At 38.2% G+C, this 20,030-nt stretch carries 17 protein-coding genes; 9 read left to right on the plus strand and 8 right to left on the minus strand.

All coding sequences use genetic code 11. The features are described 5' to 3' along the window. Positions 1-55: 55 nt before the first annotated feature. Together IE867_RS01040 and ispD are read left to right on the plus strand one after the other, a co-directional pair. A complete protein-coding gene (locus tag IE867_RS01040; protein ID WP_192482915.1) occupies positions 56-376 on the plus strand; it encodes a septum formation initiator family protein in 321 nt (106 codons plus the stop codon). Beyond that, positions 373-1,068, plus strand: coding sequence for a 2-C-methyl-D-erythritol 4-phosphate cytidylyltransferase (gene ispD / locus IE867_RS01045; protein WP_192482916.1), 696 nt, complete (start codon positions 373-375; stop codon positions 1,066-1,068). Before IE867_RS01040 ends, ispD begins: the two co-directional genes overlap by 4 nt. On the opposite strand, the gene IE867_RS01050 is transcribed toward ispD, so the two are convergent. Together IE867_RS01050 and IE867_RS01055 are read right to left on the minus strand one after the other, a co-directional pair. Beyond that, complete coding sequence (locus tag IE867_RS01050) at positions 1,044-1,904, minus strand: mechanosensitive ion channel family protein (RefSeq protein ID WP_192482917.1); 861 nt, start codon at positions 1,902-1,904, stop codon at positions 1,044-1,046. The two genes, ispD and IE867_RS01050, sit on opposite strands and share 25 nt — an antisense overlap. 88 nt (positions 1,905-1,992) lie before the next feature. Further along, a complete protein-coding gene (locus IE867_RS01055) occupies positions 1,993-3,471 on the minus strand; it encodes an oligopeptide:H+ symporter (RefSeq protein WP_192482918.1) in 1,479 nt (492 codons plus the stop codon). A 377-nt stretch (positions 3,472-3,848) separates the two neighbouring features. On the opposite strand from IE867_RS01055, the gene IE867_RS01060 reads away from it, so the two are divergent. Continuing rightward, entirely contained in the window at positions 3,849-4,415 is a 567-nt protein-coding gene (locus tag IE867_RS01060) for a DOMON domain-containing protein (protein WP_192482919.1), read from the plus strand. A 43-nt stretch (positions 4,416-4,458) separates the two neighbouring features. On the opposite strand, the gene IE867_RS01065 is transcribed toward IE867_RS01060, so the two are convergent. Further along, a complete protein-coding gene (locus IE867_RS01065) occupies positions 4,459-6,117 on the minus strand; it encodes a glutamine--tRNA ligase/YqeY domain fusion protein (RefSeq protein WP_192482920.1) in 1,659 nt (552 codons plus the stop codon). A 174-nt stretch (positions 6,118-6,291) separates the two neighbouring features. Between IE867_RS01065 and pckA the strand changes: the two genes are divergently transcribed. Beyond that, positions 6,292-7,911, plus strand: coding sequence for a phosphoenolpyruvate carboxykinase (ATP) (gene pckA / locus IE867_RS01070; RefSeq protein WP_192482921.1), 1,620 nt, complete (start codon positions 6,292-6,294; stop codon positions 7,909-7,911). A 64-nt stretch (positions 7,912-7,975) separates the two neighbouring features. Here the strand turns inward: pckA and IE867_RS01075 are convergent, their stop codons facing one another. Together IE867_RS01075 and IE867_RS01080 are read right to left on the minus strand one after the other, a co-directional pair. Beyond that, entirely contained in the window at positions 7,976-10,162 is a 2,187-nt protein-coding gene (locus IE867_RS01075) for a primosomal protein N' (RefSeq protein ID WP_192482922.1), read from the minus strand. A 5-nt stretch (positions 10,163-10,167) separates the two neighbouring features. Further along, the gene (locus tag IE867_RS01080) at positions 10,168-11,412 is read right to left on the minus strand and encodes an MFS transporter (RefSeq protein WP_192482923.1); all 1,245 of its coding nucleotides are present in this window, start codon (positions 11,410-11,412) and stop codon (positions 10,168-10,170) included. A 147-nt stretch (positions 11,413-11,559) separates the two neighbouring features. Here IE867_RS01080 and IE867_RS01085 point away from each other — a divergent pair, with 147 nt between their 5' ends. The 4 genes from IE867_RS01085 to IE867_RS01100 all read left to right on the plus strand — a co-directional run bounded on the left by IE867_RS01085 (position 11,560) and on the right by IE867_RS01100 (position 14,972). Continuing rightward, positions 11,560-12,321, plus strand: a complete 762-nt coding sequence (locus IE867_RS01085; protein ID WP_192482924.1) for a metallophosphoesterase family protein — start codon at positions 11,560-11,562, stop codon at positions 12,319-12,321. 78 nt (positions 12,322-12,399) lie between these two features. After that, positions 12,400-13,086: a 5'-methylthioadenosine/adenosylhomocysteine nucleosidase gene (locus IE867_RS01090; protein WP_192482925.1), complete on the plus strand. Its 687-nt coding sequence runs from the start codon at positions 12,400-12,402 to the stop codon at positions 13,084-13,086. 127 nt (positions 13,087-13,213) lie between these two features. Beyond that, positions 13,214-13,930, plus strand: coding sequence for a ribonuclease PH (rph, locus tag IE867_RS01095; protein WP_192482926.1), 717 nt, complete (start codon positions 13,214-13,216; stop codon positions 13,928-13,930). Positions 13,931-14,108: 178 nt separating this feature from the next. Beyond that, entirely contained in the window at positions 14,109-14,972 is an 864-nt protein-coding gene (locus IE867_RS01100) for a LysR family transcriptional regulator (protein ID WP_192482927.1), read from the plus strand. A gap of 66 nt (positions 14,973-15,038) precedes the next feature. Here IE867_RS01100 and IE867_RS01105 read toward each other — a convergent pair whose 3' ends face one another. The 3 genes from IE867_RS01105 to IE867_RS01115 are packed head-to-tail and all read right to left on the minus strand — an operon-like array spanning position 15,039 to position 19,372. Further along, complete coding sequence (locus IE867_RS01105) at positions 15,039-17,210, minus strand: HlyD family efflux transporter periplasmic adaptor subunit (RefSeq protein ID WP_192482928.1); 2,172 nt, start codon at positions 17,208-17,210, stop codon at positions 15,039-15,041. A 15-nt stretch (positions 17,211-17,225) separates the two neighbouring features. Continuing rightward, on the minus strand, positions 17,226-18,566 hold the full coding sequence (locus tag IE867_RS01110) for an efflux RND transporter periplasmic adaptor subunit (RefSeq protein ID WP_192482929.1): 1,341 nt from the start codon (positions 18,564-18,566) through the stop codon (positions 17,226-17,228). 5 nt (positions 18,567-18,571) lie between these two features. Then, entirely contained in the window at positions 18,572-19,372 is an 801-nt protein-coding gene (locus IE867_RS01115) for an efflux RND transporter periplasmic adaptor subunit (RefSeq protein WP_192482930.1), read from the minus strand. 210 nt (positions 19,373-19,582) lie between these two features. Here IE867_RS01115 and IE867_RS01120 point away from each other — a divergent pair, with 210 nt between their 5' ends. Then, positions 19,583-20,029: a PACE efflux transporter gene (locus IE867_RS01120; protein WP_192482931.1), complete on the plus strand. Its 447-nt coding sequence runs from the start codon at positions 19,583-19,585 to the stop codon at positions 20,027-20,029. The last annotated feature ends 1 nt before the right edge of the window (position 20,030 follow it).

Genomic DNA, 20,030 nt, shown 5'->3' on the forward strand with positions numbered 1-20,030 from the left:
ATAAGCAAATATCAAAGACCTAACAACCTAAAAGACTAAAAAAAATAAAAGTATAATGATCTCACGTTACACCCTGTTTATTGCTGTGTTATTTATTGGCATTATTGCCTTACAATATGACTTTTGGTGGAGTAAAACAGGTTTCTTTGCTACGCACGAGCTAAATGGGCAAGTAAGCGTCAAGCAGCAAAAAAATAATAAGCTCTTAGCGCGTAATATGCATTGGTATGCAGAGATTGTCTCTTTGCGCCAGAATGACTCTGTACTTGAAGGTATGGCGCGCGCTAATCTTGGCTTTATCAAAAATGGTGAGGTCTTCTATCAAATCGTCACACCACAGGATAAAAAGGTGGCATTACAGGAAGATAGTCAATGAAACGAATTCTAGTGATTCCAGCAAGTGGCATTGGTAGTCGCATGAATCATGATATTCCAAAGCAATATATCAAATTGGATAATGGTTTATCGATTCTCGATACCACGATTGCAAGATTATTAAGTGAACCTTTCTTTGATTTGGTTGTGGTCGCACTTGACTCAAAAGATCGTTACTGGAAAAACTCAATTCATATCAGTAATGCACGCATTAAGATATGTGCCGGTGGCAAAGAACGTCGTGATAGTGTGCGTAATGCTTTGATGGCATTAAAGAATGTAGCCAGTGATAATGATTGGATTTTTGTACATGATGCGGCAAGACCCTGTGTACGTTTAGATGATATTAGAAGGCTTTATGCTGCCATTCGTGTTGAAGATGCGATTGGTGGGACTCTCGCCACAGCAGCTCATGATACCGTTAAAGCTGTTGATCAAGAGCTTAATATTGTTAAAACACTGGATAGAAAACAGATTTATCTTGCGCAAACGCCACAGGTATTTCGCTATCGTACTTTATTGATGGGGTATTATTTTTGTCTGCACAATAATATTGCTGTGACGGATGAAGCCTCTGTAATTGAAGCACTTGACCATCAGCCAATTATTGTTGATGGTGATAAGCGTAATATTAAAGTCACAACACCAGAGGATTTGGTGCTTGCAAATTATTTTTTGTCGACATTGAGTTGAGTTGAATCATTTTCAATATGTAGTGATCTTTGAGGGAAAGGGATTTCAATATTGTGCTCATCAAAGCAAAGCTTAGTCTCTTCAGTTAATTTCCATTTGGTTTCTAAAAAGTCAGCGCGCTTTGTCCAATAGCGGATCAGTAGATTAACACTGCAGTCGGCTAATTCATCAACCCGTATAATAGGTGCTTTTCCTTCTTCTTTGATAATGTTTTCATTATTGTTTACAAGCTCTTGTAGTAATGATTTTGCTTGTTGTAGATCACTGCTGTAACCAATACCAATAATAAAGTCATTGCGTCTGAATTCGTTGTTAGAGAAATTGGTAATAATGCGTGAAGTCACTAAGCTATTAGGTACTTTCACTTGGCGCCCATCACTAGTGCGTAGTGTGCAAAAGACAAAATTAATTTCCTCAACCGTGCCAGAGGTGCCTCCCATGTCGACAAACTCGCCGATTTTAAATGGACGAGTCGAGACAATCATAATACCGGAAACAATAATATTAGCAGAGGTTTTAAGTGACATACCAATACCGACAATAAGTGCTGTAATTGCGGCAGTTAGCGGGGTAGTGGATATCCCCATCTCACTTAGGGCGATTAAAATGACAAAAATAACCAGAAAGATATATAGCACCTGCATTAAAAACATCGTTACGGCTTTATCTAGCTTGGTTTTAAATAATAGCTTTTGCGTGGTTGAACGAATAACTTTAGCAAGAATAAGTCCAACAACAAAGATAATTATCGCAAGAATAACACTTGGTAAATGTTCTAAGATGAGGGATATAACCCATTGAAAATATTGATTAATATTCTGTGTGTGAAGCTCCATTAAATAAGTCCTTTATATAAAGATTTGTTAATGAAGTTAAAGTTACAGAAAATCGTAAATAGTGCAAGTAGAAATATAAAGAAGTTATTTAGTTGATAACTTCATTGATTTGATGATCACTGGTAGTCTCTTTTTTATCATGAATATACTTATTCAAAATTGGTCGTGATAACCACATGATTGCGGCAATAATCAAGGTAACAATACCAATTTGTGCAAACACACCGGTATAGACATTTAGGCTTTCTAGCGTGCTTAATGTTACACCGCTTGGTGGAGAAGTCATATTGCCAACAAAAGCACCTAATGGACCTGCTAGCATGGATGTTAAGAACCAAATACCCATAACAAAGCCAGACATGGCGCGCGGGCAAAGCTCAGCAACCATGGCAACACCTAGACCAGAAACTAATAACTCTCCTGTAGATTGCAAGGTATAAGTCAATACCATCCACCAAGGTGAAGCAAGACCCGTTTCAGCTGCGGTAAAGCGTGGTAAGTAAAGTACTAAGAAGGCAAGACCACACAAAGTCATACCAAAACAGAATTTTGTGACATGTGTGCCTGGCAGTTTTCTATAAATTACAGCCAAAATAGGTGAGGCAATAATAATCACCAGTGGGTTTAATACTTGGTAAGAAGCCGCAGGAATGGTCCAACCAAAGAGATTATTGTCAATGTTGTGTACAGCGAAGAATGTTAGTGAAGTTGGCATCTGGTTATAAAGAACAAAGAAGACAATTCCTTCAAGAATCAAAAGAAATGCAATCAGCATACGAATCCGATCAGAGCCTTTTAAGGTCAATGCGGTTTTTAGAAAGTATAAAAAACCACCGGCAACCACGATATAAACAATCGTGTAACAAATCTCTGTATGCGGTAGCAGTTTACCAAACACAATAACAGCAACAATTGAGGCAACAATAATGGTGATCAAACGACCAAAAATCATGGGTTTTGCACCTGCCTCAGTTGAGATAGAGCCTAGAACTTTATAAAAGACAAAGTAGTTTAAAAGACCAAGTAATAAGCCAAAAGCACTGATCCAGAAGGCGGCTTCCCAGCCAAACGCTTGTGCTGCAATTGGGGCGATCAACATAGAAACAAATGAACCTAGGTTAATTGCCATATAGTATAAGGTCATCGCGCCATCTAAAGCTGGATCACCTTTTTCATAGAGCTTAGAGATAAGTGATGATGGATTGGCTTTAAATAATGCATTACCAACGATAATGCCACCAAGCGCGTAAAAAATAGTGCCCTTAGTTGACATTGCTAGCGCCATATAGGAGATAAACAAAATAACAGCACCCAGTGCAACAGTACGCTTGGCACCTAAGTATTTATCACCGACATAACCGCCAACCCAAACAAATCCATAAACAAAAGCTGAAAAAGAACCAAAAGTATAAATACTTAACTCTTGGCTAAAGCCTAAGTGATTCACAAAGTAAAGTGCCAAAATAGCTTGGGTTGCGTAATAACCAAAGCGTTCCCATAATTCAATTCCCCAGATCACCCAAAATGGTTTAGGCAGCCCTCTAGAGGCAATGACCTCATTTGACATGTAGTTTCTCCCGTATTTCGTATTTTTAATAACATTTAGAATCAGAAGCTATACCCATTGCAAAGGGTATATAACAAGAAATCAATAAAATTGCTATGCATCACAATTAATCATGATGCATAGCAACTTTACTAGATTATATGTTTTGACCTCTTTCGCTCTGGCAGTATTTATAAATCCTTTTATGATTAAAAGCAACTGAAAACAAGTAAACGACTGTAAATTTACTTCATTTTTTTGTGTTATTATCATTTTATACATTTCGTATGATAACTTTTAGCACTGTTTTTGCCATTTGATGTAATTGTATTACGGGAAATGCTGTGCTTAAATGATGATATTGATGATGATAACTAAAACTAAAATAAGGAAGTTCAATGGATAAACAACCAAAACTAATATTAAGAAGCATATTACTCGGCAGTTTTATGATGACAGCTGCATTTGCTGGTGCCAAAGCACCTAATGAAGTATGTAAAGAGGGTGTATGCTCACTGCATTTGAAGAATATGTACTTGTCTTATCAGATGCAAGCAGATAAAAATATCAAGTTTACATTAAGTGCTAAGACAACAGGTTGGGTTGCAGTAGGGTTTAGTGTTAATCATACAATGGCAGATGCGGTAATGGTATTGGGATATGTTGATACCAATGGCAAAGTACAGCTATCACAAGAGTATGGGGTAAAAGGACATCCACCACACAAGAGTGTTGCATCTTTAGGTGGGGTACCAGAGGTTAAATTAGTTTCGGGTAAAATAGAGAAGGGGCAGACAACCATTAGCTTCACGCTGCCAATGACGCCATCATCGGCTAAATATAATTATACGTTTACTCAAGGTGAAGATATCCCCATTATTTTGGCTTATGGCAAAAATGGTGCAAAGAATTTCACCAGTTACCATCAGTATCGCATTAGTGCGGAGATAAAGTTACCAAAATAAACTAAGTGTTTGTGTTGTCTATTTCATTTATTGTTCCTCAAACCTAATTTGTCCAAGTATCTCTAAGGTTAACAATTTGATTAAAGATAATATTGTTAGCACTATGTTCAATTTGATCAGCACAGAAATAACCTAAACGGTTGAACTGGAAACGCGTTTCAGCTTCAGCTTGTGCTAATGAGGCTTCAAGTTTCGCATCATTAATAATCACTAAAGAATGTGGATTTAAGCCTTGTTCTAACTTATCTAAAGCAGCGGGGTTTTCACAGTTAAATAGGCGGTCATATTGTCTGATTTCAGCATTGATGCAATTATTAGCATCTATCCAATGGAGCATCCCTTGTGGTTTAATGCCATCGTTTGGTTTTTTGCCACCGAGTGTTTCTGGTAAATAGCGACATTTTAACTTGGTGATATGACCCAAATGATCTTTTTCAAGATCATAACACTCAATCACATAGGCATTTAACAAACGCGCTCGTCCATTTAAAGAGAGTTTTTTATGCCCTTTTTCTAACTGTTCCATGAAATCATCTTGTTCAATATAAATACGGTTTGAAATGCTAATATCTCTGCGTCCAAAATCAGGATTTTGTGGGTGATTAGGCACATTGAGCACTTCATCCTCTAGACCATCAATTTCAACCAATAACGGCTTTAATACGGCATTGCGACGTTCAACTGTTTGATTTAGATCATTGCGAATGACCTCTTCAAATAAGCTGTAGTCAGTAATGGAATCTTGCTTTGAGATACCGACAATATCAATCAAACGACGAATAGCAGCAGGTGTCACACCACGGCGGCGTAATCCGCGAATAGTCGGCATCCTTGGATCATTCCAGCCAGAAACAAGTTGTTGTTCAACAAGATATTTTAATTTGCGTTTGCTGGTGATGGTGTAGTTTAAATTCAAGCGTGAGAACTCAATTTGCTGTGGCCTGTTCTCAAATCCACACTTTTCAACAACCCAGTCATACAATGGGCGGTGATCTTGAAACTCAAGCGTGCAAAGTGAGTGAGTGATTTTCTCAATAGCATCAGAGGCAGCATGTGCAAAATCATACATAGGATAAATACACCAAAGTTCTCCTGTGTGTGGATGAGTCACTTTCTTAATGCGGTAAAGTGCAGGATCTCGCATATTTATGTTGCCAGCACTCATGTCAATTTTAGCACGTAAGGTGCAAGTGCCTTCATCAAAGAGACCTTGACGCATTTGTTCAAACTTTTGTAAATTTTCTTCAACACTGCGTTGGCGATATGGACTGTCTTTACCGCTTTCTGTCAGTGTGCCGCGGTGAGCGCGCACTTCATCTGCCGTTAAGTCACAAACATAGGCGTTACCCTCTTTAATTAGCTTAACCGCTAGCGCGTAAAGTGTTTCAAAATAGTCAGAGGCATAGAAAAGATTATCTGCCCAATCAAAGCCAAGCCATTTCACATCTTCTTTGATTGCTGCAACAAATTCAGCTTCCTCATTAGCTGGGTTGGTATCATCAAAGCGTAAGTGACATGGTCCTTTTTGGTAAGCTAGTGCCAAACCAAAGTTAAGGCAAATCGATTTGGCATGGCCAATATGTAAGTAGCCATTAGGTTCTGGTGGGAAGCGTGTAACGACCTTGCCATGCGTTTTATTATTAGCAAGATCTCTATCGATAATATTACGTATAAAATTGGTCTTGTGTGCAGTTTCAGACATTGTTTGCTCAGGTTTATTTAGTTAACTGTGCTATTGTAAAGTGCTTTATCAGTCAGCTCAATAGCAAGCTTAGTAAAGCGAATAAAATTTTGATAAAGTTGGTTAGAGTGGGTTGTTCATTTTTCTTTGGCATATTATTATATTTATGCACAAAACAATGGAGAATTTACAAAAATGCTACTTGATCAGTTGAAAAAATGCGGAATTAATGAAACAAAAGAAATATTTCACAATATTTCTTATGAAGGCTTATACGATCACGAAACGTCAGCAACTGCTCAAGGGTATGAAAAAGGTGTTGAAACAGCTACTGGTGCTGTTGCTGTAGATACGGGTAAGTATACAGGGCGTTCACCAAAAGATAAGTTTATCGTTGAAACGGCTGAAGCCAAGAAAAATGTTTGGTGGGCAAAAGATGGTTCAGATAATAAGCCATTGTCTATTGAAAGCTGGCAGCACTTAAAAACATTGGCAACAACACAGCTTAATGATAAAAAACTGTATGTTATGGATGGTTTTTGTGGTGCTAATCCTGAAACACGATTATCTGTGCGTTTGGTGACTGAAGTTGCGTGGATGGCGCATTTCTTTAAAAATATGTTTATTCGTCCAACAGCAGATGAGCTTAAAAATTTCACACCGGATTGGACAATTTTAAATGCATGCAAAACAAAATGTGAAGATTACCAAAAATGGGGTTTAAACTCAGAAACTTTCGTTGCATTTAATATCGCTGAGCGTATGACTTTAATCGGTGGCACATGGTATGGTGGTGAGATTAAAAAGGGCATTTTCTCAATGATGAATTACTTCTTACCATTGCAAGACATCGGCTCTTTCCATTGTTCTGCAAATGTTGGTAAAGAAGGTGATTCAGCCTTATTCTTTGGTTTATCAGGCACAGGTAAAACAACACTTTCAGCTGATCCAAAACGTGAGCTTATTGGTGATGATGAGCATGGTTGGGATCATGATGGTATCTTCAACTTAGAAGGAGGGTGCTATGCTAAAACCATTAACTTGTCTAAAGAAAATGAGCCAGATATTTATCATGCGATTCGTCGTGATGCATTACTTGAGAATGTTGTCTTAAACGATGATAAAAGTATTGATTTCGCATCAAATGCCAAAACTGAGAATACACGCGTTTCTTATCCTATTTACCATATTGATAATATTGTTAAACCTGTATCTAAAGCAGGGCACCCAACCAAGATTATTTTCTTAACCTGTGATGCTTATGGTGTGCTACCTCCTGTATCAAAGCTATCGATTGAGCAGGCAATGTATCAGTTCTTATCTGGTTACACGGCAAAAGTTGCGGGTACTGAGCTAGGTGTTAAAGAGCCAACAGCGGTATTTTCATCATGCTTTGGTCAACCATTTTTATTACTTCACCCAACAAAATATGCTGAAATTTTAGGTAAGAAAATGCTTGAGCATGATGCCAGTGCCTATTTGGTTAATACCGGCTGGACGGGTGGTGGCTATGGTAAAGGACATCGCATTTCAATCAAAGATACACGTGCAATCATTGATGCAGTACTTGATGGTTCAATTGATCATGCGCCATTACGCAAGGATGAAATGTTTGGTTTTGAGATTCCACAAGCCTTGCATGATGTAGACAGTCATATTTTAAATCCACGCAACACGTGGACAGATAAAGCAGCATATGATGCTCAATATCAACAACTTGCTGAAATGTTTGTCAATAACTTCAAGAAGTTTACTAACAATGACTTAGGCAAAAAGTATGAGCAATACGGCCCAAAGTCTGATGCCTTGGTTTAATAATTTATAGCTTAAATCAGGGAACAAGTAGAATAAAACCCCACGGGCTCAAGCCCGTGGGGTTTTATTTAATATCGATTGGATCGATATCAATGGTGATCTTCACCTTCTTGCGCGCAAGCTTAATGTCATTACTAACCGCATTTAACAGTTGTTGCAGCTGTTTGCGTGTACCTGCTGTCAACATTAACATAAAACGATAGTGTCCTGCTTGTTTGATATTAATTGCAGGTAACACATGCGAAATCTGACAGTGTAATTGCTTAAGTTCATTACAGTTTACAAGCGTATGATTGAGTTGTTGTAAGGCATGTGTGCAAGTCTGCGTCTTACTTGCTTGGGCATAAATATATGCCTGATAGGAAAAAGGTGGGTAGCTAAGAAGCTTACGTGTTTCAAGGCTATGCTCTAAGAACTTCTTATAATCGGCCTGTAGAATCAGTTGCAATATAGGATTATCTGGTTGATAAGTTTGAATGTAAACATCCCCAGGTTTGCTACCTCGTCCTGTTCTTCCAGCAACTTGAATAATCAATTGCGCGGTTCTCTCAACAGCATGAAAATCTTGACTGTAAAAGCCGGCATCGGCATTGATAATACCAACAAGGCTAACATTTTGAAAGTCATGCCCTTTGGCAATCATCTGTGTGCCAACGATAATATCGATATGCTGTGATTTGATGTTATTCAGCACACCTTCAAGTGCGCCTTTTTTTTGCGTTGAGCTGCGATCTAAGCGCGCAATATGCGCAGTGGGTAATAGAGCAGCTAATTCATCTTCGAGTTTCTCAGTACCTTGTCCAATGTCTGACAAGTTATGTGATTGGCAATTAGGGCATTGCAGAATAATTTCACGTGCTTTACCACAAAAGTGACAGGCCAGATGCTGAGGCTTGGTGTGTAAGGTATACGGTTTTTCGCATTGGTTGCAGTTAGCACACCAACCGCAATCTTGACAGATTAAGCTATGGGCAAAACCGCGACGATTGATGAATAATAGGACTTGTTCATTGTTGGCAATCGTCTGTTTGATTTTATCAATCAATATTGGACTTAATCCTGCTTGAGTTTTACTTTTCTGCAAGTTAATAATATGTACCTGATTGCTAATTTGATTCAATGCGCGATTTTTTAAGGTTAATAAATGATACTTGCCATTTGATGCATGATAATAACTTTCTAAAGATGGCGTGCCACTACCTAAGATAATCGGAATATTATATTTTTGTGCTTTGACAATCGCAATATCACGTGCGTGATAGGTAGGAATGTTTTGTTGTTTATACGAGGCGTCATGCTCTTCATCAACGATAATCATGCCAAGATTTGGCGTGTCAAATAAAAGACCAGAGCGTGTTGCAATAATGATATTAATCTCAGCATTTTGTACTTTCACAAATAGCTCAAAGCGTGCTTGGTCAGTTAGTTGTGAATGAATAGCGGCAATAGGTTCATTGAAGTTTTGCTCAAAGCGCATCAATGTTTGAGGGGTAAGGTTGATCTCAGGTACTAAAACTAAGACTTGTTTGCCGCTTTGAATCACGGGCTTAATCGCTTCAATATAGACTTCTGTTTTGCCACTTCCTGTTACGCCAAAAAGCAAAAAGGTTTTAAAGTGATGAAGATGCTGACAAATTGCATCAACAGCGCTTTGCTGTGCACTAGTCAATGTGCGCGGTGTTATTGCTGTTGTGGCTTGAGTTGTTGGTAACAGTCTATGCTTTGATTGTGTGATGATATTTTTGTTAATGAGTGACTTTATCGTTGCTGATGTGATCTCATGACTGATAAAGGTATCATGCGAAACACTGCCATGCTCACGCAATAATGCTAATGCTTTATGCTGTTTATGTGCATTCTTAGCAGGTTTAAAATCATTACGATCAGCAATATTTAAGGTATAAATAATTTGTTTGGCGCATTCGGGTTGTTCTTTTTGCAAATAGTGCTTTGGTAGCGATAATCTTAGGCTTTGATATAAAGTGCACTGATAGTAATTAGCAAGCCATTTAACCAGATTAATCGCTTGTTTTGATAGCAGCGCCCTTTGATCAAGTACGTTAACAATGGGTTTAAGTTTATCTTTGGGTAAGCTGACTTTAGGGTTGATCTCACTAATAACACCAATTACCTTACGTCTACCAAGCGGGACAACAACACGAGTGAAAGGTATTGGTGGTGTTGTCTCAGAATAAAAATAATCAAGCCCATCCGTAAAGGGACCATGCACAAGAACGCGAACAATAGTCATAAATATTATTTTTTGATCATGCGATTAACGAGCATGGCAATAAGCGTAATAAAGGCGCCAACAGCCAAGACATAGGCAGGTGCCATTAAGTCGCCACTGGCTTTAATCGCAGCAATAACAATCGTTGGCGTTAAACCACCAAAAACTGCAAAACCTAAATTATAAGCAAAACCGATGCCGCTATAACGCACATCTTGCTTGAAAGCATCAATAAGCATTGCGGGGATATTGCCCCAGCATAACGCACAAACGATCGCACTGATAACAATCGCAAGGAAGTAGATATTTTGATTCTGTGTGTATATGTGATAGATAAAAAAGCTCGCAATTATGGTGATAATAATGGTTAGTAATAGAATCACTTGTCTATTGATTTTATCCGCAAAAAAACCAACGATAATACATAAAATTGATAAAATAATAACGCCTAAGCTGTTAATCCAAACAAAGTTTTTCAAATGCAATTTGAGAATAGTGCCAAAATACGCTGGAAGTAATAAAAATAATGTGACAAAGCATAATGCACCGAATGAGACAATGATTGTGGTATAGACTAAGTTCCAGCCATGGGTGTGCAAGACTTTGGTAATAGGTAAAGCATATTCTTTTTGGATAAAGGGTTGAAAGTCCTCAATGTCCATTAATTGTTTACGTAGGTAATAAGCAATAAAGCCAAAAATGCCGCCCAAAATAAAGGGTATACGCCACACATGCATAAGCATTTGCTCATGGCTAAAAAATTGCAATAAAAGCGCTTCAACAATAAAACCAATGGCGACACCCGCAATTAAAAAACAAAAGACAAAACCCGTCATAAAAGCTTTTTTATCTGGTGCTGATTCGCTGACATAGGTAATAGCTCCTGGGATTTCACCACCAACAGAGAAACCTTGGGCAATGCGACAAATCACCAATAAAATGGGTGCCAGCATACCAACGCTTTGATACGTTGGCAGAATGCCAATGATAAATGTTGATAATGCCATCACTAAGATCGAAATGGTAAAGGTTTTCTTGCGCCCATATTTATCACCAAAATGACCAAAAATAATGCCGCCGAATGGGCGTGCAAAATAACCAACAGCATAAGCACTAAAGGCAATTAAAAGCGAGTTAATTGCTGAATGCGTTGGAAAGAAAAGCTGTGATATATAGCCAGCAAGTAGCGCGTAGATGATGAAGTCATAAAACTCAAGCATGCCACCTAAGCTTGATAACAATAAAATTTTACGTTGATTTTTGTTAAGCATATTGATTAATCTGTCCATATTCACACGGGGGTTGACTGATTCTATCAATGAAATTTTGGCAAGACTAGCGATAAATTTTCTTTTATGCCGAAAGTTTTGACTATACTGGAGTTGTGCCCTACAACCAACCAAATAAAAGGATAAGCAATGAAACGGATTATTCATTTAACCGATACCCATTTAGGCTATGAAAACCTATCTTCCGTCATGCGTGATTTAGTCACGCGTATTATCTTTACCAAGGAAAAGGCGGGTGATTATATTATTGTCATTACTGGCGATATTGTTGAGGATGCAACAAAGGATGGTGCTTATGATGAAGCCTTGGCACAAATCAATCGCTTAAAACGCGCTGGATTTCATGTGCTTGTGATTCCAGGCAACCATGACTATGGTACAGGATCGATTGGTTATAGTGGTTATGTGCCAGCATTTAAACAGGCTTTTTATGGCAGTATTGATGTGCAATATCCAATTAAAACAATTATTGATAATATTGCCTTTTTGGGGTTAGACTCCATGGCAGAGGAGCTTCATTGGTATGATCGGTTATTCGCCGAGGGGCAGTTGGGTGAGGCGCAATTACAGCGTTTAGATAATTATTTAAGCCATGATGAGGATGTGAAAAATGCAGCATATCGCGTGGTGTATCTGCATCATCATCCTTTCTCACCTCGCCCATTTCATCACTTAAAAGACTCAGATGATTTAGGTGAAATACTAAAAGCACATAAGATTGATATGCTGTTATTTGGTCATAATCACGATGGTTTAGTGTGGAGTGGTAAGTGGGGAATCCCACGTGTTTATGATGGCGGGACATCCACGGGCAAACAAGCTAAGCCATCACCACACCGCGTGATAGATTTATCAAAGCATCCGGCATTTGATTATGATGCTAAATTTTAGTTATTGATGGTCAATGCATGATGTTTTGCGTATAGTATTTGCCATTGATCATGGACCAAGAAAAATCAAAAAATAACAATGAAAATTGCAATTATGGGGGCAATGCCCGAAGAAATCACACCAATTCTTGCTGAGTTAGACACTTATGACACCAAGGAATATGCCAATAATACCTATTATCTAGGACATTATCATGGGCATGAACTAATTATTGCCTATAGTAAAATTGGCAAGGTGTTTTCAACCTTGACGGCAACGGTGATGATAGAGCATTTCGGCGCGGAAGTTTTGCTATTTTCTGGTGTTGCCGGAGGCGGCTCGGCAGATGTGCAAGTTGGCGATATCGTTGTTGCCACACAAACAGTGCAGCATGATATTGATATTACCGCATTTGGTCGCCAAAAGGGTGAGATTCCAGGAAGCAAAGTGTTTATCGCAACCTGTCAGCGCTTAACATCAAAGTTAAAAATTGCTGCAAATACGCATGGGATTGCCTTAAAAGAAGGTGTTATTGCGACGGGGGACCAGTTTATTCATAGCAAAGAAGTCAAAGAGATGATTGTGAAGCACTTCCATGCGCAGGCGATTGAGATGGAAGGAGCCAGTGTTAATCTGGTGTGTCATGAGCTTAATGTCCCTTGTGTGGTATTGCGTGCTATCTCAGATACAGCAGATGGTCAGGCAGTGGATGATTTCCCGCAGTTTGTTGAAGAAGCAGCCAAGCAATCAGCCACACTTATTTTATCGTTGGTAAGATTATTATAAGGTAAATGTATGAAGTGAGAATAATCAGATTTTAGGGCGTATTCAATACGTCCCTACGGTAGATATGAAATAAATAAAAGAACAGAAGAACAAAAGAAGATCAAAAAAGAATAAAAGGAAAAGAACAATGCGTCCAAGTCAACGTCAAACCAATGAAATGAGAAAATTAACAGTAATTCATCAATTTACCAAACATGCAGAAGGCTCTGTGTTAGTGTCTTTTGGCGATACCAAAGTATTATGTAATGCCTCAGTATTAAAAGAAGTACCTAAATTTCTAAAAGATGCCAATCAAGGTTGGTTAACGGCTGAATATGGCATGCTGCCGCGTTCTACTCACTCAAGAATGGATAGGGAAGCAGCCAGAGGTAAACAATCAGGCAGAACACAAGAAATCCAGCGTTTAATCGGTCGTGCATTACGTGCTGCAGTAAACTTGAATGAATTTCCAGGAATTACCATAAAAGTAGACTGTGATGTCTTGCAAGCCGATGGTGGTACAAGAACGGCTGCGATTACTGGAGCGAGTCTTGCGATTGAAGATGCGGTGAAATACATGCAAGCAAATGGTCTTGTCAAAGAAGATGCTAAACCAATTCAGACACATGTTGCTGCTATTTCTGTCGGTGTCTATAAAGAGACACCAGTACTTGATTTAGATTATGCTGAGGATTCAGATGCTGATACAGATATGAATATTGTGATGACGCATGATGGTGGTATTATTGAGATTCAGGGAACCGCTGAAGGCACACCTTTTTCAGAAGAAGATTTTGCACAAATGCTTGCTTTGGGTAAAAAAGGGATTAATGAGATTTTCAAGCAAACGCGTAACCTACCGTAGGGGCGTATTGCATACGCCCACAAATATGCAAAACCTGTGGGAAGATATTGCATACATCCACAAATATCCAAAACCTATAGGGGTATATTGAGTACGCCCATAAATTATGCAAAACCCGTAGGGGCGTATTGCATACGCCCTAATTGCGTACCCCCTAAAAAACATTGGAGTAAAAATCATGATTCGCCTAAGTCCTTTACTACAAGCCTTTTTAAGTGTTGAGAAAAACAAAACGGTACATGCTGCCGCGGAGACTCTTTTTTTGACGCAAACTGCGGTAACACAAAGAATAAAGCAGCTTGAAGAGAAGCTTGGCGTGCCACTTTTTATCCGCTCACGCAAGGGCATGCAGCTGACTGAAGAAGGGCAAGTACTACTTAGATATTGTCATGATATGCAAAATTTAGAAAACAGCTATTTGCATAGCTTAAATATGAGCGAAAGTGACAATATTATTGCTTTGAAACTCGTATCTTCCTCGACATTAATGAAAACACGGATTGTCAAAGTAGTGACAACCATTGCTAAATTATACCCGCAACTAAGACTGTATTTGCAGATCCAAGATATTGAAGCGCGGCATGAGTTGTTAAAGACAGGGCAAGTTGATCTGGCGATTGTTAATAATAAGCAAGTGTCAAAAGAGATGTGCGCTAAGGTACTATCTCCAGAGCGTTATGTCTTTATTGTGCCTAAGGCGTGGGCAAAGCGTGCGATTAAAGACGTTGTACTTAATGAAAATATTATCGATTTTGATAGCAGTGATGATATTACGTTTTCCTATTTGGCAAAGTATGACTTATTGCAGTTTGCACGTAAAGACCGACATTTTATCAACTCTCCTGATCAATTAGCGCAATTGGTTGGCTTTAAGCTTGGTTATACGGTAGTTACTAAGCAGTTTTTTGAGCAATATTGTGATCAGGCTAAAGTGGTTATTCTTAAAGATAATTGGTTTTATGATCATGATATTTCATTATGTTGGTATGATCGTGGTGTGTTGCCAAGTTACTTTAAAGCGTTAATCGATGCGATTAACTAATACCAGAAATGGCTTCGACTAGCGCTCAGCCAACGCACGTCCCCTAACGCTCAACCAACGTATAGTTTAGAACCCAGATTCTTTTACCCAAAGGATAAGGATTTGCTGCCATAGGCGTGCGGCAAGTGACTTTCTTTCAATATCAATAAACACTTTGCCTCTGACAACATGCGGTAATTTGTAAGGTAAAGGCGAACTAAGCGTTAATAAAATCAAAAACACATTTTCCTGCGGTGTAAGTTTACCTTCTTTATCAGGGTTAACGGCAATACTTCCCCCGAAGCTTGATGCGTGATATGCACTTAATGGAGCTGCTTCATGGATATAGCTTAGATTGGCTTTATTTTCATTCTGACTTTTGAAAACACTTGATTGTGAGCTCACAATATATCTAATCTCAACGGGCATTTTAGCAAGATCAATGTTCTCAGGGACAAAATAGCCCTTTTGATTAAGCTTTAGCTGACCTTGATCATCTGCCGTTGTATAGGCACGAAGTTGCAACGTTTTGTTATTGACAATGAGCATTAATGCTTGTTTGGCTTTTAGCCAAGCATCAGGGTGCAAATCTTCAGATAATGATTCAACAATGCCATCAAAAGGTGCGGTAAACCTTAACTTGTCTTGTTGTTTTTGTAATTGAGTTAATTGGGTTTTCGTGTGATTGATTTGTGTTTGCAGTACTTGTTGTTGATCTAGCTTGGTTTGGAAATGGACACTATTTCTTTGCTGCCAAATGAGTTGTTTAAGTTTCTCATTGGCTTGAGCAATTTGAAAGCCAAGCTGATCAGACTCTAATTGTGCTAAAACTTGCCCTTTTTTAACGTATTCTCCTTTTTTAACATAAACAGATACAACGCGTGCTGCAATCTCGGTATAAAGCGGTTTGGTTTGATAAGATAACGTTGCCGGCAATGAGACTTGTGATTGCCAAGGAATAAAAAATAAACCCATTAAAATAAGGATGATAATGGATAACATTAGGGTATTTTTATTAAGTGATATATTGCTTTTCATGCTCCACCAGACTTTTAGTTCGCGATAAATGGGATGTAAAATAAAATAAACAATTTCAATGACAAATAAGATAATACCTAGCGCCTTAAAAAATAAGTAATAAACCATAATTGCAATCCCTAAAAAGAGCACAAAGCGATAGATCCAAGTCAATACGGCATAAGTGATCAAAGTACGTTGACGTGCTTTAGAGAATTGTTCAGGTTCGGGCATATTCAGCCCAAATAGCATCTCACGCAATTTCCACTTGGTCAGTGCAAAAGCACGTGTTTGCAAATTACGCATACTTAAAACATCAGACAACACATGGTAACCGTCAAAGCGCAAAAACGGGCTGATATTAATAATATAGGTGGTCATTAAGCTATAGGTTGCTAGGAAAAAACAAATACTTTTAATCGCGCCTTCAGGCATGAGTAACCACGCGCACAATGCAAAGATCGCAATATATGTTTCAGTGATAACACCTGCTAATGCGATAGTCACACGCTCTTTGGGATCATTGATTTTCCAACTTTCACCAGTGTCAGTATAAAGCATCGGAAACATGACCAAAAAAGCGACCCCCATCGTTGGCACATTCAGCGCATATTTCTTACACATTAACGCATGTCCTAATTCATGACAGCTTTTAGCAAGTATTAATGCAATACCATACAATAAGATATATTGGATGGAAAAAAGGGCAAAAAAAGTATGTGTAAATTGATCCCATTGTCTCAATGTAAAGATAATGGCAATAAATCCTAATATGATCATGCTTAATGCAAAACCTTTACCAAGTGCAAAACGCATATAAGGATAAATAGCATTTAAAAAACGATTTGGTTTGACTAAGGGCACGCGAAAAAACAAATAGTTTTTAGCAAGCCATAAAAACCAATTCATTTTTTTCGGTGCTTGCGTTTCATTAATGGTTTTCATGGTGCCAAAAGACTGCTCAATCAGGCAGTTTTGTGATAAAAATTTTAATATTTGTGTGATGTCATCTGTCGTAATTTGTGCCAGAGAGTTTGCTTTAACTGTATTAATTAACTCATCAGGAGAAATGCTCTGCCAAAAGCGCAATATCTCATGCTCGTGCCAACCAAGATGGAAAAAACGATTATTTAAAAGATCCTGCACAACCCATGTTGGACTATTATTAAAGTCCATACCACCTTTTTGCAAGATAACACCTTCACGCAAAGATGGGAGAATTTCTGGTAATTCTGAGTTCATTGACATTTGCATACTTTACCACCCAAAAAATTGTCGTAAGGTTGTGATAGGTTTACGGAATAAGTAATAAAACAAACTAACATTATTACCCATCAATTTGGCAGTTCCTTGGCTGCCAATTTTAGGTATGTCTTGATTTGAATTAATACGAGCAATGACCTGATAAGCCAGAATTTGCGATGGTGTAATCGTTGCTTCAAAGCTTGCATAATCAATAATGCCATAAACAGGGTTAAGCGGGTCAGCATTTAGAAATAACTTGACCTTGTCACCTTTGTTAAAATTGATAGCATCAGCAACAGGCAGCCAGATTTCTATCTCAACTTGACCTGGTGTTGCTACTTGCATAACATTCTCACCCGTGACAACGGGTTTACCAAACCATTGGTTAGGCGTATCAATAATAGCAATACCATTAATAGGACTTTTGACATCTGATTCATTAATCAGATGGGCGGTATAGTCAACTTCAAGTTGTTTTTCTTGCATCAGCGCTTGTAAAACTTGAATCTCAGCACGTTTTTCAATGTCTTGATAACTGCTTTGAACGGCTGTTTTGTATTTAGCAGTAGCTGTTGAAAGCTCTTTTTGTGCAAGCTCATGAGCATTGAGAAGATCTCGCTTATCCATATCAAATAATGTCTCACCTTGCGTAATATACTGCTCAGGTTTTACAAATACAGTCTCGATCACACCTTCCATTGGTACGGTAATAATCATAGGGTCTTTGGCAATAATGGTGGCAGGTGCTAATACACTTTGTGGTACGCGGATAAACATCGCCAGAAATGCAGCTACAATGATGAGCCATATAATACGACGTTTACGACTTTTAAAGTAATAGGTAAACTGTCCAAAGATATTGCGTGGTTTGCTTAAATGAAGCCATGCTTGTTTGTAGGAATGGGCGATCCAGTCAAATTGTTTAAATTCATTTTCTTCAGGTAATTCATTGTTTAATAATAGTATGCCACCGATAACTTCTTTGTGGCTATTGCGAAAAAAGTAGAAGGTGACATATTTGGATAAGGGTTCTAACCAAATCTTATTAACGGCTTCAACAGCTGTCTCGCTATCAATCGTTTGCACTTCTTTATTTTGTGCATAATAAGTGATTAATTTATCAATAAATTCAGTAGCAGACAGTTGATAGGGGCTTGTTTTATTCAAACGCGTAATGCCGGAGATGCTTTTAATTTGAATATGTTTGTTTTGCCATGAGCTCCATACTATGGCGCGTTGGTAATCAATAACAACTTTGCTTTGATGCGCAATAAAAAATGCAAGCTCATTGAGTTTGTTGATTTCTCTTAGCTCTTGTTGTAAAGAAAGTAGATTGGCTAATGTATCTTTCATATTGCCTACTCCTTATTAATCGATGTGTGCATGTCTGGATTAAAATAGGCAATACCACTCATGCCTGAGAATAGCATTTGTGGTGTGAGTTTCTCATTAGTATCGGGCATTACTAGTTTACCGTAGATTAAAATAGACTGACTTGCTGGGTCAATTTGTCCGACGATCTTTGTCACTGTGGCATTAAAGTGTTGTTTTGGTAACTCATCTAACACTAAAGTAAAAGGTGTTTGTGCTTTGATATGTTGCAGCCAGATTGAGGGAATATACATCTTAATCTCAAGCTCACGATTATCAATGATATCAATTAAGGGATCATCCGTTTTAACGGTTTCATTTTCCTCGGCGGATTGATGGACAACTTCGCCATGGTAGGGGGCTAAAACCTGACATTGTTTTTGTTGGAATTTCATGATGTTAAGATCAGCTTTTGCAATTTCAAACTGGCTTTTTGCCTTAGCAAGTTCAATTTTGCTCGCCGAGTTTAAACGCATAAGCTCAGTTGTACTATCTAGTTGCGCGCTAGCGGCATCAAGCTCAGCTTGAGCACGCTTGCTTTTTAAATCAACCTCTTCACAATCAAACTGTACCAGCACATCACCCTGTTTGAATTGATCTCCTGGGCGAAAGTTGATTTTCTGAATAACACCAGTCATGGGACTTGATAATGAAGCTTTTTGTATTGGAAACAGTGAGGCATATGTGCTATTTGATTTGTCGTAGTTATTGTTGATTGATGTGGTGTTATCAGCGTACAACAAGCTAGTCATTAGTAAGCTAGTATAAAAAATAATGGGTTTATGCATAACGATTCCCTGTAAAATGATATCTTTTTTATTTGATGTTTAGCGTAGTAATAAGGTGTTGTTATAACAATAGGTAATAACTTTTTCTTATGTGCGAATTTAACGATAACCATATGGCAAAGTGCGTATTTAGTGCGTGTTTTAAAGTGACTGGGATTTAGCTAAACTAATGATTAATTTAAGCAACAACAAAAAAAAAGAGAGTTTGTTATGCAACAGAATAATGGATTTAGTTTGACGACACGAGTCATTCATATGATTGGTTTTGAGTTATTTGCGCTTATTATTTTTGCGCCTGTCGCAGCATTGGTATTGAATAAGAGCATTGTTGAAGTGGGTGTATTGGGTATGCTTATCTCATTGATGGCGATGTTGTGGAATTTTATCTATAACTGGATGTTTGATCATTATGAGGCAAAGCTTGGCAAAGATCGTTTTAAGCGAAGTGCAATTATTCGAGCAATACATGCATTATTATTTGAGTTGGGACTTCTTGTTGTCACCATTCCATTGGTTGCTTATTGGCTTAATATGACATTATGGCAGGCATTTATTGTTGATATTGGTTTTGTCGTATTTTTCTTGGTTTATGCTTTTGTCTATAACTGGTTATTTGACTGTATATATCTGCAATTATCGCGTAGAGCAATCGCCTAGA

Origin of the sequence: Cysteiniphilum marinum, from assembly GCF_014857925.1 — a bacterium.
GTDB lineage: Bacteria > Pseudomonadota > Gammaproteobacteria > Francisellales > Francisellaceae > Caedibacter > Caedibacter marinus.

Bases quoted from the DNA above. Each gene is read 5' to 3' on its own strand.
- pckA (WP_192482921.1), top strand. From the start codon at position 6,292: ATGCTACTTGATCAGTTGAAAAAATGCGGAATTAATGAAACAAAAGAA.
- IE867_RS01100 (WP_192482927.1), top strand. From the start codon at position 14,109: ATGATTCGCCTAAGTCCTTTACTACAAGCCTTTTTAAGTGTTGAGAAA.
- IE867_RS01110 (WP_192482929.1), bottom strand. From the start codon at position 18,566: ATGAAAGATACATTAGCCAATCTACTTTCTTTACAACAAGAGCTAAGA.
- IE867_RS01080 (WP_192482923.1), bottom strand. From the start codon at position 11,412: ATGCTTAACAAAAATCAACGTAAAATTTTATTGTTATCAAGCTTAGGT.
- IE867_RS01105 (WP_192482928.1), bottom strand. From the start codon at position 17,210: ATGAACTCAGAATTACCAGAAATTCTCCCATCTTTGCGTGAAGGTGTT.
- IE867_RS01065 (WP_192482920.1), bottom strand. From the start codon at position 6,117: ATGTCTGAAACTGCACACAAGACCAATTTTATACGTAATATTATCGAT.
- IE867_RS01090 (WP_192482925.1), top strand. From the start codon at position 12,400: ATGAAAATTGCAATTATGGGGGCAATGCCCGAAGAAATCACACCAATT.
- IE867_RS01085 (WP_192482924.1), top strand. From the start codon at position 11,560: ATGAAACGGATTATTCATTTAACCGATACCCATTTAGGCTATGAAAAC.
- IE867_RS01075 (WP_192482922.1), bottom strand. From the start codon at position 10,162: ATGACTATTGTTCGCGTTCTTGTGCATGGTCCCTTTACGGATGGGCTT.
- IE867_RS01115 (WP_192482930.1), bottom strand. From the start codon at position 19,372: ATGCATAAACCCATTATTTTTTATACTAGCTTACTAATGACTAGCTTG.
- rph (WP_192482926.1), top strand. From the start codon at position 13,214: ATGCGTCCAAGTCAACGTCAAACCAATGAAATGAGAAAATTAACAGTA.
- IE867_RS01060 (WP_192482919.1), top strand. From the start codon at position 3,849: ATGGATAAACAACCAAAACTAATATTAAGAAGCATATTACTCGGCAGT.
- ispD (WP_192482916.1), top strand. From the start codon at position 373: ATGAAACGAATTCTAGTGATTCCAGCAAGTGGCATTGGTAGTCGCATG.
- IE867_RS01040 (WP_192482915.1), top strand. From the start codon at position 56: ATGATCTCACGTTACACCCTGTTTATTGCTGTGTTATTTATTGGCATT.
- IE867_RS01050 (WP_192482917.1), bottom strand. From the start codon at position 1,904: ATGGAGCTTCACACACAGAATATTAATCAATATTTTCAATGGGTTATA.
- IE867_RS01120 (WP_192482931.1), top strand. From the start codon at position 19,583: ATGCAACAGAATAATGGATTTAGTTTGACGACACGAGTCATTCATATG.
- IE867_RS01055 (WP_192482918.1), bottom strand. From the start codon at position 3,471: ATGTCAAATGAGGTCATTGCCTCTAGAGGGCTGCCTAAACCATTTTGG.